This window comes from Acinetobacter sp. SH024 (assembly GCF_000163635.1).
Lineage (GTDB): Bacteria > Pseudomonadota > Gammaproteobacteria > Pseudomonadales > Moraxellaceae > Acinetobacter > Acinetobacter pittii.
Window position 1 is genome coordinate 79,028 of sequence record NZ_GG753606.1, and the last position, 16,781, is coordinate 95,808.

10 protein-coding genes and 3 pseudogenes are annotated in these 16,781 nt (G+C 34.5%); 8 read left to right on the forward strand and 5 right to left on the reverse strand.

Going from position 1 to position 16,781, the window contains the following annotated elements; all coding sequences use genetic code 11:
* Positions 1–76 precede the first annotated feature (76 nt).
* On the reverse strand, positions 77–1,249 hold the full coding sequence (locus tag HMPREF0013_RS23470; RefSeq protein WP_000064928.1) for a replication initiation protein: 1,173 nt from the start codon (positions 1,247–1,249) through the stop codon (positions 77–79).
* A 913-nt stretch (positions 1,250–2,162) separates the two neighbouring features.
* On the opposite strand from HMPREF0013_RS23470, the gene HMPREF0013_RS23475 reads away from it, so the two are divergent.
* The 3 genes from HMPREF0013_RS23475 to HMPREF0013_RS23485 all read left to right on the forward strand — a co-directional run bounded on the left by HMPREF0013_RS23475 (position 2,163) and on the right by HMPREF0013_RS23485 (position 4,860).
* Positions 2,163–2,939, forward strand: coding sequence for a ParA family protein (locus HMPREF0013_RS23475; RefSeq protein ID WP_000104830.1), 777 nt, complete (start codon positions 2,163–2,165; stop codon positions 2,937–2,939).
* An 18-nt stretch (positions 2,940–2,957) separates the two neighbouring features.
* Positions 2,958–3,857, forward strand: coding sequence for a ParB/RepB/Spo0J family partition protein (locus tag HMPREF0013_RS23480; protein WP_000254418.1), 900 nt, complete (start codon positions 2,958–2,960; stop codon positions 3,855–3,857).
* A 205-nt stretch (positions 3,858–4,062) separates the two neighbouring features.
* A complete protein-coding gene (locus tag HMPREF0013_RS23485) occupies positions 4,063–4,860 on the forward strand; it encodes an alkaline phosphatase (RefSeq protein ID WP_225247871.1) in 798 nt (265 codons plus the stop codon).
* A 505-nt stretch (positions 4,861–5,365) separates the two neighbouring features.
* Here the strand turns inward: HMPREF0013_RS23485 and HMPREF0013_RS23490 are convergent.
* The 4 genes and pseudogenes from HMPREF0013_RS23490 to HMPREF0013_RS25060 form a co-directional block, all read right to left on the reverse strand.
* Positions 5,366–6,617, reverse strand: a pseudogene (locus tag HMPREF0013_RS23490) (type II toxin-antitoxin system HipA family toxin).
* Positions 6,617–6,922, reverse strand: coding sequence for a helix-turn-helix domain-containing protein (locus HMPREF0013_RS23495; protein WP_000366815.1), 306 nt, complete (start codon positions 6,920–6,922; stop codon positions 6,617–6,619). Before HMPREF0013_RS23495 ends, HMPREF0013_RS23490 begins: the two are co-directional and overlap by 1 nt.
* Before the next feature lie 1,510 nt (positions 6,923–8,432).
* Positions 8,433–9,025 (reverse strand): annotated as a pseudogene (locus HMPREF0013_RS25055) (putative adenosine monophosphate-protein transferase Fic).
* Positions 9,026–9,037: 12 nt separating this feature from the next.
* Positions 9,038–9,200: pseudogene (locus HMPREF0013_RS25060) on the reverse strand (YhfG family protein); the annotation flags it as partial.
* Positions 9,201–9,474: 274 nt separating this feature from the next.
* On the opposite strand from HMPREF0013_RS25060, the gene HMPREF0013_RS23505 reads away from it, so the two are divergent.
* From HMPREF0013_RS23505 to HMPREF0013_RS25125, 5 genes are all read left to right on the forward strand, one after another.
* Entirely contained in the window at positions 9,475–9,939 is a 465-nt protein-coding gene (locus tag HMPREF0013_RS23505) for a hypothetical protein (protein WP_000911012.1), read from the forward strand.
* 12 nt (positions 9,940–9,951) lie between these two features.
* Positions 9,952–12,303, forward strand: coding sequence for a hypothetical protein (locus tag HMPREF0013_RS23510; protein ID WP_005804866.1), 2,352 nt, complete (start codon positions 9,952–9,954; stop codon positions 12,301–12,303).
* A 4-nt stretch (positions 12,304–12,307) separates the two neighbouring features.
* Positions 12,308–15,508 (forward strand): site-specific integrase, encoded by a 3,201-nt coding sequence (locus HMPREF0013_RS23515; RefSeq protein WP_002120188.1) that lies wholly within the window; start codon positions 12,308–12,310, stop codon positions 15,506–15,508.
* 215 nt (positions 15,509–15,723) lie between these two features.
* Complete coding sequence (locus HMPREF0013_RS23520) at positions 15,724–16,194, forward strand: hypothetical protein (RefSeq protein WP_000395699.1); 471 nt, start codon at positions 15,724–15,726, stop codon at positions 16,192–16,194.
* A 72-nt stretch (positions 16,195–16,266) separates the two neighbouring features.
* The gene (locus HMPREF0013_RS25125; RefSeq protein WP_162097055.1) at positions 16,267–16,413 is read left to right on the forward strand and encodes a hypothetical protein; all 147 of its coding nucleotides are present in this window, start codon (positions 16,267–16,269) and stop codon (positions 16,411–16,413) included.
* Positions 16,414–16,781: the final 368 nt, after the last annotated feature.

Below are 16,781 nucleotides of genomic sequence, written 5' to 3' on the forward strand. Positions count from 1 at the left end.
TATAAAAATATGACATAAACTGATATTAAGCTTATTTTACATCTTATAGTAAAAAGTGTAGCAACTTGCTACACAGTCATATAACGTCTTTTCCAAAGATTTCATTCAATCGTTTTCTATTTTCTTTTACAAAATTTGGATTATTTTTTAATTTATATTTCATTTCTTTCTTAAATTCACTCATTGAACTGCCAGCTACAGCAAAATCCATTTGGAACATAATATCATTAACTATCACATTTGCTTGAGATTCAGTTAAGCACCCTTCTGTCTTAAACCACTTACTAAACTGTTTATAATTTGGGTCGTTTGCATAGATGTACCAAGACCTTACAGTCATATCGAACTTCGCACCTAATTCTTTAACAAGCGCGTTATCATCAAAATTGACATCTAAATAGATTTGAGTCTTATCATTAGTATTAGATACAACAACTTCAGTGGCATGCCTATTAAGAATTTTAAATCGAACTCCGACAATAGGTCGACCTTTCTTGATGGTATCGTACTCTAATTGAAGACTAGTCCTTTCATTAATTTCTTCAATAATCTTGTCTAAAACGTATCGTCTAAAATCAACCCAACGATCGTATTTTTTCTCCCCAATATCAATTAATGCTTTGATATTCTCAAGTGAAAGTTCAACCTCATAAGAATCTTGATTAGCATACTTAAATTCATTTTTGATAAAGTATGAATACAAACTCATACTGGTTACAGAGTCCAAAGCAAATAAATCTTTCAATTGATAGGTCGTAAAATTTCCATTTGCTAAACGAGTAAAATACGGAAGTACTTCACTGGTGAAACGTATCTGCAAAGCATTTTTAGCATCATCTTCCCAACGGAGTTCACGAATAATTGGTACTACTGAGTGTACTTTTTTAACTTTACGCTTATTATCATCCACGGGCTCTTCAATTACAAAATGAGCTACTCGTGATGATAATTCTTTATAAATACGATCAATAGCAACATTAATGGAATTCTTTTTATCTAATCCTAATAATTCGCCTAAATCATCTTTATGCAAATAAATATAAGTTTGCTCTGTAATTTCACGATCTTGATTATTCTTCTCACCATAATTCGCAACAGCCATTGCATAAAGAAGAGCTTTATACTCATTAGATGATAATTCAATTGGTCTAATCAGACGGTTACTAGTGCTGACTACTCCATTATGTCGAATGTTACCAATACAATAAGGTAGATGTTCTAATTCTTCTGGTTCGTTGTGATTGCTCATAAGTGGAAAGATTAAAATATTTTCTACATGTTATACACAAAAGTGGAAGAAGATGCAAACCGCTCACTATTTTCTCATACTTACATTAAATTAACTCAGTTTATGCCCATCAAACACCTTAAGAGTGGAAGAAGTGTCACTATTAAAGTGCAATTTTGGTACTATTCAGCCTTATGGTGGAATAAATATAAAAATAAACACTTTTAAGTGACAGTTCTTCCACCTTTGATAATTCATCTGTGTCGCTCAAGCAATCAATTTGAAAGTAGGAATAGCCTACAGCACCACTAAAGTGGAATTACTCAACACATATTCCACCATTAAAGTGACAAGCCTTCCACCATTCCGGTATTCTTGACTATCAAACATCATGTTATCAATTAAATTTTATACAAATATTTTATCCACAGAATAAAAAACATCTAATGACAAGTCTTCCACCTTTATTTCAATAAAAACAAACTTATCAACATCACAAGCAGTTGAATCGTATTGTTTTAAATTAAAAAATACACATTAAAATAAATCACAATGACAAGTCTTCCACCATAGTGACAAACCTTCCACTTATCAGTGACAAACCTTCCACTTATTAGTGACAAACCTTCCACTTATCGGTGACAGGCCTTCCACTTATCAATGACAGGCCTTCCACTTATTAGTGACAAACCTTCCACTTTAAAAAATCTATCTAATTGTTTTTTAAAAAATAAAACTTGTCTAATTATAATTAACTAATTAATACTAATTAATACTAATTAAAATTAGCTAGCTATATTTTTTAAAAAAGTTAAGAAATGTTTTTCCCACATCTTTTGAATTCAAAAGATAAAAATATGACAAAGGAACTGTAGCAAGTTGCTACAAATATCTTTATATTAAATGAAATCAAAGTAAATTCCTTAAGACAAATATGTCAACTAAAATCATTGCTGTAGCTAATCATAAAGGTGGTTGCGGGAAAACAACTACTGTAGTACATCTTGCTTCAGAACTTGCTGAATTAGGAAATAAGGTCTTAGTAATTGATCTGGATCCACAAGCAAATGCAAGTTTACATATAGGATTAAGACACCCTAGCGAAGTTGAAACTACATCAGCTGAATTACTTATTGGTGATATAAGTCTATTATCGGAAGCATTAGAAGAAGAAACAAAATTTAAAAATGTTTCTTTAATATATGGCTCATTAACTCTTGGTAAAACTGAAGATCAATTGAAAGATGATGCACCAAGACCATCCGAGGAACTTTCAAATAAATTGGAAATTCTAGAAGGATTATATGACTACATTCTTATTGATTGCCCTCCTAGCTTAAAATTACTAACCAGCAATGCTTTAGCCGCTTCGACACATGTTATTGTTCCAATTGAATCTGGTTCACAATACGGTCTCTATGGTGTTACTGATTTAATTAATCATTTAAGTAAAATTAGAAGAGTTAACCCTGAATTAGAACTCTTAGGTGCTTTATTAATTAAACATGATGAGCGTCAGAATGTATGTAAATTAATAAAAGATGAAGCATTTAATCAAGTTGGAGAATTATTGCATACCACAATTCCAATGAGCACTAAGGTTAATCAAGCTGCAATTTTGCAACAACCTTTATTATCTGTTGATAAAAACTCAAAAGTTCGAAAAGCTTTTGAAACTTTAGCACAAGAAATTGTTCAGCGTGTCGGATAATATAATTCTGGAAATACTATGGTAAGTAATAAAGAGCTATTGGCTAAACGTCTTCAGCAAAATACTCAAAAGCATCAACATGCCCAAAAGGAGCATATTAACGATGTCAAAGAGCTAAGACGTAATGTACAAATTACAGATATTCAGGCTAGCCCTAACCAGCCTCGAAAACTCTTTAATCAACAAGATATTGAAGATTTAGCAGCATCAATTGAAGAAATTGGGCTATTACAACCAATTGCAGTTCGTAGAATAAATGATAAATATGAGTTGATTGCTGGTGAAAGACGATTGAAAGCCCACCAATTTCTCAATAAGAACACTATTGAAGTAATCATTATTGATGCATCGGATGAAGAAGTTGCTTTATTAACATTAGCTGAAAATTTAAAGCGAGAAGATCTGACAGATTATGAAATATATGTTGGATTAACTTCTTTGGATGAAAAATTAAAAAAAAATAAGCAGAAGTTAGCAAAGTCATTAGGTATGAATCGTGAAGATATGTATAAATATTTATCTTTTGAAAAATTACCTGGAGAGTTGATTGAAGATTTGGAGAAACAGCCGTCATTATTAGCACGGACCGCTGCTACAGCAGTGAAAAAGTTTCTATCAGATCATGATGAAAACCATGAAAATGCTAAAGAAGCATTATTCGAAGCATGGTCAAAATTGCTTAAAAAAGAAGTTGAACAGACAAAACTGGCATCACTAGCTGAAAAAATCTTTAAGTCAAGAGAAACGAAAGAAGTAATTCAAACTTCAATTGTACATAAAATTGAATATGATGGGAAAGTTGCTGGTAATATCAAATTTGACCATAATACATTAAAGGTATCTTTAAAAATGGGCCAATTTGATGATCAAAATTTACAAGAATTAAAAGCTTTCCTAAAACGAATGTTAGAAAAATAAAGTAAAAAAATAGTGTAGCAAGTTGCTACACTATTTTTTGCAATTAGGAAAATTTATATAAGTAGTCATAATAATATTTTCATAAATTTGTCATGTAAATTGAATATTTAAAGCGTATTTTTCGACCATCCTAAGATGAGTTGATGCAATGCTTTGGCATAAGAAAAAATTTAATAAAAAATTAATAAGTTTGGCATGGTGTAGTTTGGGCACAGTTATTTTGACGTGCTGTCAAAGTCCTGCTTTAGTTCAATCAACTTCTACTTCAGTACAACCATCAAAACAGCCTCAACGTGTGGTTTTTTTCTTGGAAGATGCAATGGGTATCACGACACTAACAGCTGCACGAATTTACGCTGTTGGTGAAGATGGCCAACTGCCAATAGATCAACTGCCAGAGTCAGCATTTGTTCGTACTTTCTCAGAAGGTGCACAGGTTACAGATAGCGCACCATCGCTGGGTGCCTATATGACAGGTGTAAAAATGAAAAATGAAGTGATATCCATGCAGACTGGAACAATTGCAGTAGAACCAAATCAGGCCGGAAATCATCAATGTGGAACCAATCCTCAGAACCAAAATAAGCAAGACACCCAAACTTTACTCGAATTGGCCAAAGCACGAGGTTGGGGTACAGGGGTAGTCACAACAACTCGCATTACGCATGCTACACCAGCATCGACTTATGCTCATATTTGTCATCGTGATGCTGAAAATGACATAGCATCCCAATTAGTACCAAGTTCGCAAGGTGATATCTATCAGCGTTATAACGTCAAATTAAAAGATGGGGTTGATGTGATTCTAGGCGGGGGTAAGCGTCAATTTCTGCCGAAAGATCAAGGGGGAGAACGGATAGACCAACGGAATTTGATCGCAGAAATGCAACAAGCAGGCTATCGAATGATCTATGATCAAACTCAACTCTCCCAGATGAAGTTAGGAAAGATAACACTAAATATAAAAAAATGGAAAAATAATTTACTAAGTTATTGTTTTTAATCTGATGTTTGTTTTATATGGGAATGATAATAACTTCTGATTACTAGTTTTTACCTTAAATATAACGATTGAAAGATTCATTTAAAGGCTATGAATACATGAGTTTTACAGTTTGGCTAGGTCAGCATGAGTACTTTTCGCAAGATTTAAGATCGACCATGAACGTGATTTAAGTTATAGGGGATTGATGAAATAGTTTTTATGAATTTCTGGCTTTCTGGGCTGATTTTATCAAATTCATGTCTATACAAAATTGCGACATATTTCTCGTGCTTGTAGTTATCCAGAGTTTGGTCTGCATCTATCCATAGTGCAGACCTTTTTTTGGTGATAGTTTTTTCTTAGCGATTTTCGATCTGGATGTAGTGATTTCACGTTTGCAGAACGTATCTTGGCGGTGATCCATCTAATATTCGTGATTATAAAGCGAGCTAATTCACAGGTTCTACAGATTATGTAGCGACTAACTATAAGTTGATGGTTGGCGCTTAGTTTATATTTACGCTTAGGTTTCAGTTAAAAAATCAATATTTTGTTGAATTCGTGATTGAATCATCTCTAGGGTAGATTCTCGAATTTGATGAGGATACAGGCGTTGCGCAATTTGACTAAATTGAAGTGCAATTTCACGCATGGCCAAGATGATCTCATCGACTTCTAGAGTAGTCAGATTCGCTTCTGAAGTACCGAGTTTATGTATGTCATTTCGAGAAATATTGAGCGCTTCTTCCACAATGTCCATTTGATCATAACCACCTAGACCTTCACAGAAGGTCACGTCATAGGCTGGAGCCAATTTCCATTGACCATTTTTTGCCATGAGAAAAGAAAAATGCTTGGTATGGTCATCCCGATTATTGAAAAGTACATTAAACACAGCACGTTTAAAAGTATGCAGCCTTTCTCGCACATCTTGCGTACACATCAAGGTTGCCCGAAGAAAATTGCGGTAGTCTAGGCTACCTGGAACTTTATAGTCTGCTCCGGTATATGCAGCCAAACTCTGCATTGGAATCCGCATGCCATTTTGACGGTCGAATCGTTTAGCAGCAAAAGCCATTAAACCATTGGGCAAATTAAAAAAATGGGTGTCTGGAGTCTCGATTGCACAAAGTCGCAAACATTCTGCATAGACGGCTTCAATGGCGCAGACTTCAGGATGCTCTTGCTGAGCAGGAAACTTAATCAGCCAGGCTTCATTTTGATCAGAAGCTTGCGTCGAAAACTCAAAATTGACAGGATCTCGGTAAACCAATGCTTTGGATCTGGCACCTTGGGGGAGCCACCCATGACCAGCAAATGTTGTAAAAATTCGCCACCTTCTCCTTTGAGGACTTCTTGGACTGCGGCAGGGGAATATTCTCTGAAGTTTGCATATCTGCGACACAGGGTTCAAAGGAGAGAGCACCCGTTGCATGGGTGCTAATATAAGTTAGACGTTCCAAAGGGCCGATTCGTGCCGGATGCAGTCCAATTTTTCGAAAATATCGATCCATTAATAACATGCCCCAACCATCCGGCAAAGCATCATAGACTGGACCAGGTAATCCCATTTGATAAGTAGGAAAACCCTGTCTCAGTGGTAGACCTTTTAAAGGGAGTAAATAAGAAGAGAGCTGAACACCTCGCTGTATTGCTTCTGGACTATATTCAAAAGCAATAGTGGGTCTACCTGTGGTGGCTGTTGAACTAATCAGCGTTCCCCATAACCATGATTCGCCCCAACCGTTGTAATAAACATTAAGACTGTTGAGCATTATCCCTTCCTCTTAATACGCTGGCGCTTACTTTGACTTTCATAGCGTAGAATGTCTTTTACACTGTTAAGCTGAGGTTGAAACAGCTCCTGAAGTTCGTTTAATCGACCCAAGACCATTGCAATACGGACTAAATTTTCAACAGATACATTTCGTCCCGCTTCAAGATTCGAAACCGTATTCACGCCGACACCAGCGCGTGCTGCAACCTCAGCTTGAGACATCTCCAAAAAGAGTCGTTGCTTACGTAAACGCTCACCTAAAAGCGTCACGACTTCTTCGGGTTTAGTGAAATATAAATCCATTAAATTGGGTCTTAAACTTTAATAATTTAATTAAACCACAAAATAATGGAATTAATTTATAGCTATAGTGTGGTTGAGGAGGGCTTTGTTGCACAGCACTTCGGAAGGTAGGTATGGTCCTTGGGTATCGGTTACAGAAATTCATCAGGATGTACTTTGACTGATTGTTGATAAGGAAATCTCAGTATTTTCATTTTTCCTTTTTGGTCACATTACTTAGAAAGGGTTCTTCGAAAAGTAGTTCATATTTTAAAAATCTTATAAATATTGAGGATATTTTCTTAAATGCTTTCAACATAGCATGCGGCGATATGTAACTCGTACGGGCTTAATCTGCCTTTTAGTGTAAATTTTTTGGGCGTGAGAGGGGCAGAGGTGTGAGGGCAAGCAATTTATATCGTGGATACTTCTAAATCATTTATGTAATAGAATGAGCTAAGCATGGATTTAGGGTAATAACACTAAATCTAAAAAAATTGGAAGAATAATTTGTTAAATTATTGTTTTTATGTGGTTGTTAGTGAAGTTATGAATAATAATAAATTTTTTCTTGATGAGTTTTATCTAAAAAATTGATCGGATAATTTCTTTAAATGTCATGTATCCATAAATTTGACAGTTTGAAGATATCGGTATATGCATTTTTCACAAGGTTAAAGATCGACCATAAATGTGATAAACGGTAGGGGATCATTGAAAAATGAATGGATTTAAACACTACATGTATGCACGAAAAAATATCGCTGCGGTTCTGCTGACAGGCTGTATTGAGTATTGAATGCAAATGATGTAGTGATTGTCTACATGCTATAAGACCAGCATGATGAAGAATGAAATGTAGTTGCCAATATCTAAACTGGCTTGAAAAGTATAGCGTTGTTATTTGGAGAAGTGAGGTGAGCCATCCTTCTCTTATTCACTTAAGATGATACTTACTCAACTGATCTCCACTCATGGGCTGGTTCCAATTAGACGGATAATAACTTCCATCCCCTATTTTTTCTTACCACATTTCTTGCATTTAATCCCTTCTTTGGAGATGTGATTCAGCATCACCGTTGCCAATTGAATCAAATCAATGGCATTGTTCGTTGGTTCAAGAAAAGCAGAAGAGGCTGCTTTATTGCAAAAGAGAACATTCGGATCAAATGGATTGGATTACACAAAAGCCATAATACAGCCATAGATCAATTCAATTGCATGTAATCTGTAACATCCATTCAGGTCATCAGACGTTGATTAATCACTAAACACCATAAATTTATGTATAGGCGAACTTTTTTGAGACATATGTTGATAAAAATGCGGCAAGTTACATTGCTTAAAAGTCTATCTAAGTTAACGATCTATTCAATTCTGGATAAGTAATCTGCATATTACGATCCTAAATTACCCGAAGGGTATTAAGATTTTTAAGAATCGTGTTTGTTGGTTTATTTGGGAAATTAATCAGTGGATTGAAGCAAAGATGATGGCTCATTAAGGATTGTGGGCTCTGACTACTTAAATTTTAGGTATTTTGAATAAAGCATATTTCAAAAATCTGAATTAATGGATTTAAATTACCATAAAAACCTTCAATATTGGCTTGAATCCATTGTTGTTGAGAGTCAATGCGAGACCAATCAATACCATAACCACAATGAGCAATCAGATGCTCAAATAAAATCCGTTGTGTACGTCCATTACCTTCACGGAATGGGTGTATGACATTAAGCTCACAATACAAGTCGGCAAGTTGAGGAATTAGTTATTGTGGTACTAAGCCTTGAAAGTACTTTTTTTCTTGAAGTGATTTAAGTAATTTATTGGTTTCAATTTCAATACGGGAAAAAATTACAAAAACGGGTGTCACCTTTGGAAATACGATTTGTCTTAACTTTCCTGCCCAGTCGTATAAGTCGCCAAAGAGCTGCGCATGAATTGATTTTTTAAGTATTGTAAGTCGTAAGGTGGTTCAGCATATTCAATTAAGTTACTTGCCAATCCAGACAGTTCTAGTTCAGCTTGTTCTAAAATTTGTTCATCACGAATATTGAGTTTGTTCTTTAGGATATTTGTGCCAGGGTAACAATACAGGCTGTCACCCATTTCCCCATACATGTACCTGACTAACGTTTCGGGTTGCGAATACTTCTTATATTTTTGCAAGATTTCAGCTTTACTTTGTTGAGTTGTTTGAGCTGTCGTTGTAATGCCTTCAAGCTTTAGGCTGGCTTGATAGTTTTGCACACGTGTCGCTTGAATATATTTTTTTCTGTTCAGTGGTTCTGAGCATTTCGAAACTCCATTGATGCTACACGTGAAGTAAGTATAGCAGAGAATCTTTTTGATCAATGCTGCATACAAAGCATTTCAAAATGTAATACAACGGTATTGTTTCATGTAATAACAGAAAACTAAAAAAAAGTGGAAGAATTTTTAAAATTTAGACGACCCATAATAAGTAAACCATATGTATTTGTTGATAATTGTAATTTTGAGAAAATTTAGTTGATAGATTAAATGTATTTTCATATAAAAAGATATGCTCATTTTTTATATCGATAAAAATGTTAAAATTTGACTATTTAGTAAAAAATATAGAGATATTTATGGGGCAATTTATCATGCCCTTTTGCTTTGAGCGACAAAATGTTCAATTTAAGATAGTAAAAATTAACTCAGAACTACTGAAAATCAAAAAGATTAAACAGAGTCAGAAAGTAGTAGTACAAGCAAAGTTCAAAATAATCTATGTGAAAATTTGGCAAAAAATATTGCTATTAATGCAAACGGAGCCATGCTTACGTGTACATTCTAATTATGTTGCAATCTTACAGTTGATACATAATCTTGATGATTTTATCGAAAAATCACAGCAACACTTGTGCTTTGAGAGAAAAGCTCAGAAAGAGCTAGATGCTAAATTTTTTGCTAGATTTTTTAAGCTGACAAAAAGTTCAATCAAAGATCAACTTTTACAAAATTGTTCAGATCGTAATGAATTTAACCAATGCAATTTGATAAAAAATTAAGCGAAAGCGAATATGCCAAAGATTGAAACAGAAGAGCAATTCTTAGATTTAGCAGAAAAATTTAAACAAGATTATTGTCTATTACATGATGATGTTGTGAATACACAATTTGTCGATCTATCAGATGATTTACGTGAAAAAGCCCACGCTCTATATAAGGAAGCGCAACAGATATATGGGTATATATCTAGCTCTAGACAATTAGGTAAATATTATTTTCTAGCTTCTTTAAGTTATTTTGCATGTCCAGATACTAGTAATACACAAGAGCTGTCATCGCAACGTTATTTGATTCTACAAGCGAGTTTTTTAACATATCGGCAGTATCAAGAATTTGCAAAAATTGATAAAGCTGAGAATAAGCAAAAACATGTTTGTGACCTCCTACGCTATGTCTCACGATATGTGCTGGATTCTAATAATGCTGAATTATTTCATGAATGTAGTAAGCTGCTAAATTGTTATGTCACGTACGAACGTAATTTGAAAAAAGAGGATCGTAATCAACTTTTTAATATTAAAAATTTCAAAAAAGTACAAGTCATAGAGTATTTATCGGCTCTATTAATAATTTTTAAAAGACTCGATGATCGTCGTGTTGTTCATCGTCAGCGTAAGTCAAAAAAAAGCAAAGTTTTGAAATGGCCAACTAAAATTGAACTCAAAAAATTTCGTGAAATAAAATCTGGTAAGTATGAAGATATCGGACATAACGCAAAGATCAGTTATTATGATGCCTCTCTTCACAAAGATGAAGATGGTGAAATTGAGTTATTGGACATTGAAGTAGAATTATACTCAGAAGATGAAAAAACTAAAAATTTTAATCATTTAATTAGTGATTATACTGTGTATTACACGCGGCATCGCCAACGCCGTCATGTGCCATTTATTACAAATCCTCATTATTTAGCATCAGATGTACTGAAGCAAATTGTTTATGTGTTGAGAACTGAGTTAAATGGGGACTGGGATAATGCTGCAATCGCTGCCGCATGTTTATTGTCACTTTTGACTGGATTATCTCCCATAGCACTGATGGATTTTAACAAGCTCATACAAGATGGTGTTTTGATCCAGAATGGTTCAAGAAAACGACGGGAATATTTACTTAATTTAAATTTGAAAGTTACCGAGCAGAAAATTAAGAGTTTAAAGCCTGTGCGTTGGAATGAAGAGATGACTCACCAACTACATCTACCTGCGGCATGGTTTGACTACATAGAACAAGCATCGAATCCAAAGATCTCTTCAGGAGATATTAATTCCGAACTTAAGAAGTGGTTTGCTAATCAGTTTGTGGGTACTATCACCGTTGAAAAACTTCAGGCCCAATTATATTTTCATATATATTATGAAACCTATAATGAATATCTTACTCATGTGATTGCGAGGCGGGATATCAAGCATGATGTGCCAGGTATTTATTACGGAGGACTTCCCAAAGCTCAGCTTGATAGCAGCTATTTAGCTTTTTTAGAATCAGCACTTACACCACATTCTAAGGAACTTACAGAAGACACGGCTGAACTCAAAATATTACAACAACAATTCAAAGTGCAATCTGCATCTAAAGGGAGGGTAGGGAGTCAACTGGCACTTGACCCCAGTTTTGTGAAAGAGCAATTTGCTTTTTTACATAGACATTGCAAAGAAAATATTCAAAAAGATCAACATATCATTAATCAATTGAATGCATACGCGTGTTGGATGTGGCATGTTAGCTTGCTAAGCATGGCCAGACGGCCTAATAAAAATCTGTTGGGGAATTTGGAAGATTATTGTTTTGAGCTTAAAATTCTATATGTAAACGATAAAAAGAATAGCAAGGCAAGAAAGGATGGACGATTTATCCCGCTATCCGATTTCTTCTTAAAAGCACTGCAAAATTACACTGTATTTTTAAAACAAATAATTGAACTGTATAGCCCACTTTTAAAACAAGTATTTGCAAAGAAAAAAATTGCGCTCAATGACTTATTCGGAAAGGTCATTGATAGTAAAGATATCTTGCCGATAACTGTCAAAGAGTGGCATAGCAGGAAAGTTAAGTTAATCCCTTTATCTCGAAACTGGGTAAATTTATATATGGAAGGAATCTTTCCAAAGAATATGTATTCGAATTGGTTACGTCATTTTGATATGAATTTTTTGATGTATGCAGAAGAAAAAGAAGAAAAAGAAGAAAAAAAAACTGCTTTAGCATTCCATTTAATTCAGGCTCTTTATGGTCATGACCAACGTGACCGAGAGGCTTTTCATCCGTATTCTTCACTTATTCCAAATGTCTATGTACAGCAAGCCCGCCAGCAATTGCAAGATAATGTCAGATCTTTATCGATTAAACACTTAGAGCGAAAATAGTTGTATGCAAAAAATCAAAGAACTAATAAAACCACAACTAGACGATCTATTTGTTGATATTCAGAAATTGGTGAAAAAGTCGCAAGAAAGACAGCCTTCTTCACCTGAAGTATTGACGCAAGACATGCAGCAAAAACTTGATCAGCAGATCGCCGAAAAATGGCATGACATTAAAGATAGTGTTGATTGTTTGAGTCAAAAATTGAGCCGAGATGAACAATCTAAACTGATGCAATTTACTGAAGATGAATTTAATAAAAGAAGAAGGCAATTCAACCAGAATGTAGATAAAAAATCATACAGAATTAGGCTAAATCCACATACTAAACGGATCGTACTGCCTAGAAAAATTGAGAGTACGGAGTCACGGTTAAAACAAGGGCAGTTACATGCCCAGGTAGTCAACGCTTTGAAAGCATATTGGAAAGATTCACTTGGATATTGGGATGACCCTAAATATTTGTGGGGGGATTTATGCTTAAGTTTTATATATATTTCAGGCTGTGCAGATGAACAGCATCTGGTTGCTATTCAGCAGCAATTGCACGAGGCCGTTGAGCTTGGTACAGATCTGAATTGTTTTCGGTTATACCATTCGGACTACAAAAAAATCACTAATCCATTGTTACTACATTATCGTGTTGAAAACTCTCAATATGGCAACGATGTAGAACAGAGAAAGTTGTACCAATGGAAGCATGTTTTTTTTAACTCATATGCTCAGTTCATCTTGCAATATTTAAAAAAGTTGAAAGCTACTCATAAAGAATATCGTCTGCAACAATCAATTGAAGATTGTATTCTGGAAAGCTTGAGTCGCATGGGACGAAACAAAAGTTTGGGCGATCTGCAATATCAAATTAAACGCCGTGGATTTCGTGCATTTAATGATGTGCAAATGGTACTTGAATTTAATCCAAACCTTAGCCTAGATATATTTTTAAGTAATGTACTTCAGCAAGAGATTAATACTGTCGCCTTACGGCCATCCGAATTTAGATTGCTATGGAGTAATGAACGTAATCAAGTCATGGAACTAGAGAATAGCCCTATTCATTTTGAACAAGAGCAGTTACATCCTGAAGTTCCGACGGCTCAAAGCAAATTACAAACGATTCCGTATGAGTTGATGTTGTTTGATCAAAAGAAACGTAAAGTTCAAAAAGTTGAGCGCTTAGATAAAAAGAGGAATAAAGAAGAACGCACGCTACGTTTTTGGCAAGAAATCAGAAGGGTGTTAGAGAAGAAGATGCGTGATGCAAATACGGAAGAAAAGTCTTTAATTGAAGCCCAATTACGCTTAATTCACTGGTTAGTGCATTTAAAAAAAAGAGGGCTTCAATTATCGACTATTGAAAGCTACTTAGGATCATTTGCTAAAGAATTTATATTTGAAATTTGGCTTAATAAATTGGATTTAAAGCAACAATCCATTGATGATTATGAAGATTTATATCGACAGTTGTTGAAATATAGCAGTGAACGAGATGCACAAGCAACTCAACGTGAAGCTGTTAAAGGAAAAACCTCTCGTAAGATGCACCAAACAGCAGAATACCGTTTTGGTCGCCTAAAAGATTTTCATCAATTTTGTATAGATAATTTTAATGCACCAGAGGTATTGGTGTTACAGAATTCAAGTTTTAAGCATTTACAAATTTGCAATGCACGCCTAGTAAGCCCTTTGCTATTTGGCAAGCTATTGGAAAAACTAGAACATTTAAGTCAAGAGCCAACGGCATCAGAGTGGGTCGATCATCTGAGTTGTTTAAAGCTGATGTATTTACTGAGTTATAGAACTGGACTCCGATTAAATGAAGTTCGTTGTCTTAAAATACAAGATATTATTTGCCCAGAGTTACTTTATAAAGAAAAAGAAAATACAGCTTTTAATAATATCACGCTTCATATTCAGAACAATTCATATCGCCGTCTGAAAACGCAAAGTGCAAATCGTCAAATACCATTGAAAATTGCCTTGTCAGAACATGAGTTTTTAGTAGTACAACATTACATACAACATCGTTATGAACAATATTTGTTTAATCAGCAGGATGATCTACTTTTTAGTGTTAATCATCGTGTATTAACTGATCAATGTATCAGCAAAATTACAGTAGAGTTGTTTAACCAAATATTAGGTATGCATCATGGCTTTAGTTTTCATACGTTGCGCCACAGTGCTGCTAACTATCTAGCAATAACTTTGCTGGGTTCAAAAGAAATGATTAAAACATATACAGATTGTCCTTGGGTAAAAGCAAAAAAGATGCGTGATTTATTGTTTGGTGTTAAAGCACGTGCTCATGAAGAGATTATTCAACATAAATGGCAGGTGCTTGCCTCTTGGATGGGGCATAGCAGTATTGAACAAACGGCTTCAAATTATCTTCATGTTTTGGATTTATTAGCAGTCGATCGAATTTACAATTCGCCGTGTATCATTTCAAAAAAAGTCCTAGAACAGTGTTTTGGTCCAGTGAATTCAAGTACAGAGTACATAAACTTAAATCGTTATACTCAGCAGCAGAAATGGTTTAACTCTTATCAGCAAACAGAGCCAGTTATGATTGCTGGTCGACAAGAAAAGAAGTTTAGTATCGAGAAGAGTACTCTGACGCCTTTTCAACGTTTGATAAGTTTAAGAGATGGCCGTTCAAGCGAAGATATTCAAGCACAAGAATGGATGCAGCGATGTCAATTTATGAGCACTAAATGGATGGACCCCAAAAATTTTAATTTAAAAACGAATTATGTTAGTAATAAAAATTTAGATGTGGGTTGGTTTGATGAGCTTTACGACAAAGCTAAGAAACTGACACGTTCTGATGAAATAATTCCTCTCCTTGATTTGCATAACCAACATGATAAGGGGAAAGATATACCTAAAGAGTTGAACGTGGTCAATGCACTTAAGGTATTATTATTATTTGGAAAATTACGTAAAAACTTTCTACATTTTCAATGCATAAAGAAAGATGATGAGCAACGAATTGCTAATTTTATTGCTGGTATAGAGCCAATTATTGGAGATCACCTAAATTTAGACAAACAGAATTATCCAGTTAATCTGGAAGTGCTTGAGAGAACAGTTAAATTTAGTTTTCAAAGAGTTGTTGGCCCTAATAAAAAAAATGTTACTCTACTGGTTATATTTAATTTAATGTTAAAAATCATGCAAGAAGATGAACTTTGGTTAAAATAGCCTAAGCAGCTTAAAAAGGGGAATTTAAAAGCTTTAGCATCACAGTTTGATTACTGGATTTTAAACAATAGTGTGAAGATTAGCGCTTTGGTAAATCGATGAGCTAAAGTGTTGTAGTCCAAACTCGATCTGACAGTTACCCATTTTTGAGCTGTTGATTAATTTATCAAAAAAAATCAAGCCACCCACGGGTGGTTTTTTATTGCGAGGTCAAAATGGAATTCCGACATGTTGTTAAGAACCATTGCGACATTTCACCAGTAACTAACTTTCTTAATGTGAATCATGCTAAGGCAGTGAATGAAGGGAAGCCGTTAGTTGTATTGATCGCACCACAAGATAAAGATCGTTCGAAGGCTCAAAACCGTTTGTACTGGATGTGGCTTAATCAATGGGCTAAACGTCAAGGTACAGATAAAGATTGCAAGCATCTGTTCTTTAAGAAAAACTTCTTAGCAAAAATCTATGATTGCGATGACGTTGGCCAATACAAGAAAACATTCAAGGCTGTAAGAGAGTTGAAAGATTCTAAGCATCCTCTCTACCAAGATGTAGCAAGTGGCCTATGTGAGCTAATGAGCACTACAGACGCAAGTACAGTTCAATTAACCGAATACTTAAACGACATTCATGCTTTCTGTAATAAAAATGGGTGTTATTTGGAAACGCCTGATGATCTTAAGTAGGTGCTTGTATAGTTGCTGATTTCATATTATTAATGTCTCTCACTTTATAAAATGAGAAACTAACAAATGGTAATGAATAATATTGAATATGATGCGGTGGTTGAAAGTGCGAAAATCAAAGCGAAAAGCGATATAACAGTAGCGGTTTTAAATAATGCAGCAAGTAAAGAAAAGCTTATAGAGTTTATCAAAAAACTGCATGATCAGATTGATGAATAATATGAACCGCCCTTAAAGCGGTTTTTTTATTGCTAGTAGAAGATTTAAGGTATCTTTTCTAATAGGCACATACTATTAAAGTGTTTTTTATTTATTTTTTAGATTGAAAAGATTGCTATTTGAGTAATTTAAATATAAAAATCTTTATTGATTGAGCGTAGTTGTTATACAGGATATTTATAAGGATTTTAAAATGACAATTATCACATTGCTTGATGTTGAGACGAAGAAGAAGGTGATAGTTCGGTCCGTAATAGACCCAATAGCAAGAATAGACAAAAAAGGGAATATACAAATTATTCAAATTCATAAATGGCTATATGATGAATCTGGAGATTTCGTTGATGAAGACTTATATGAGGCACTCA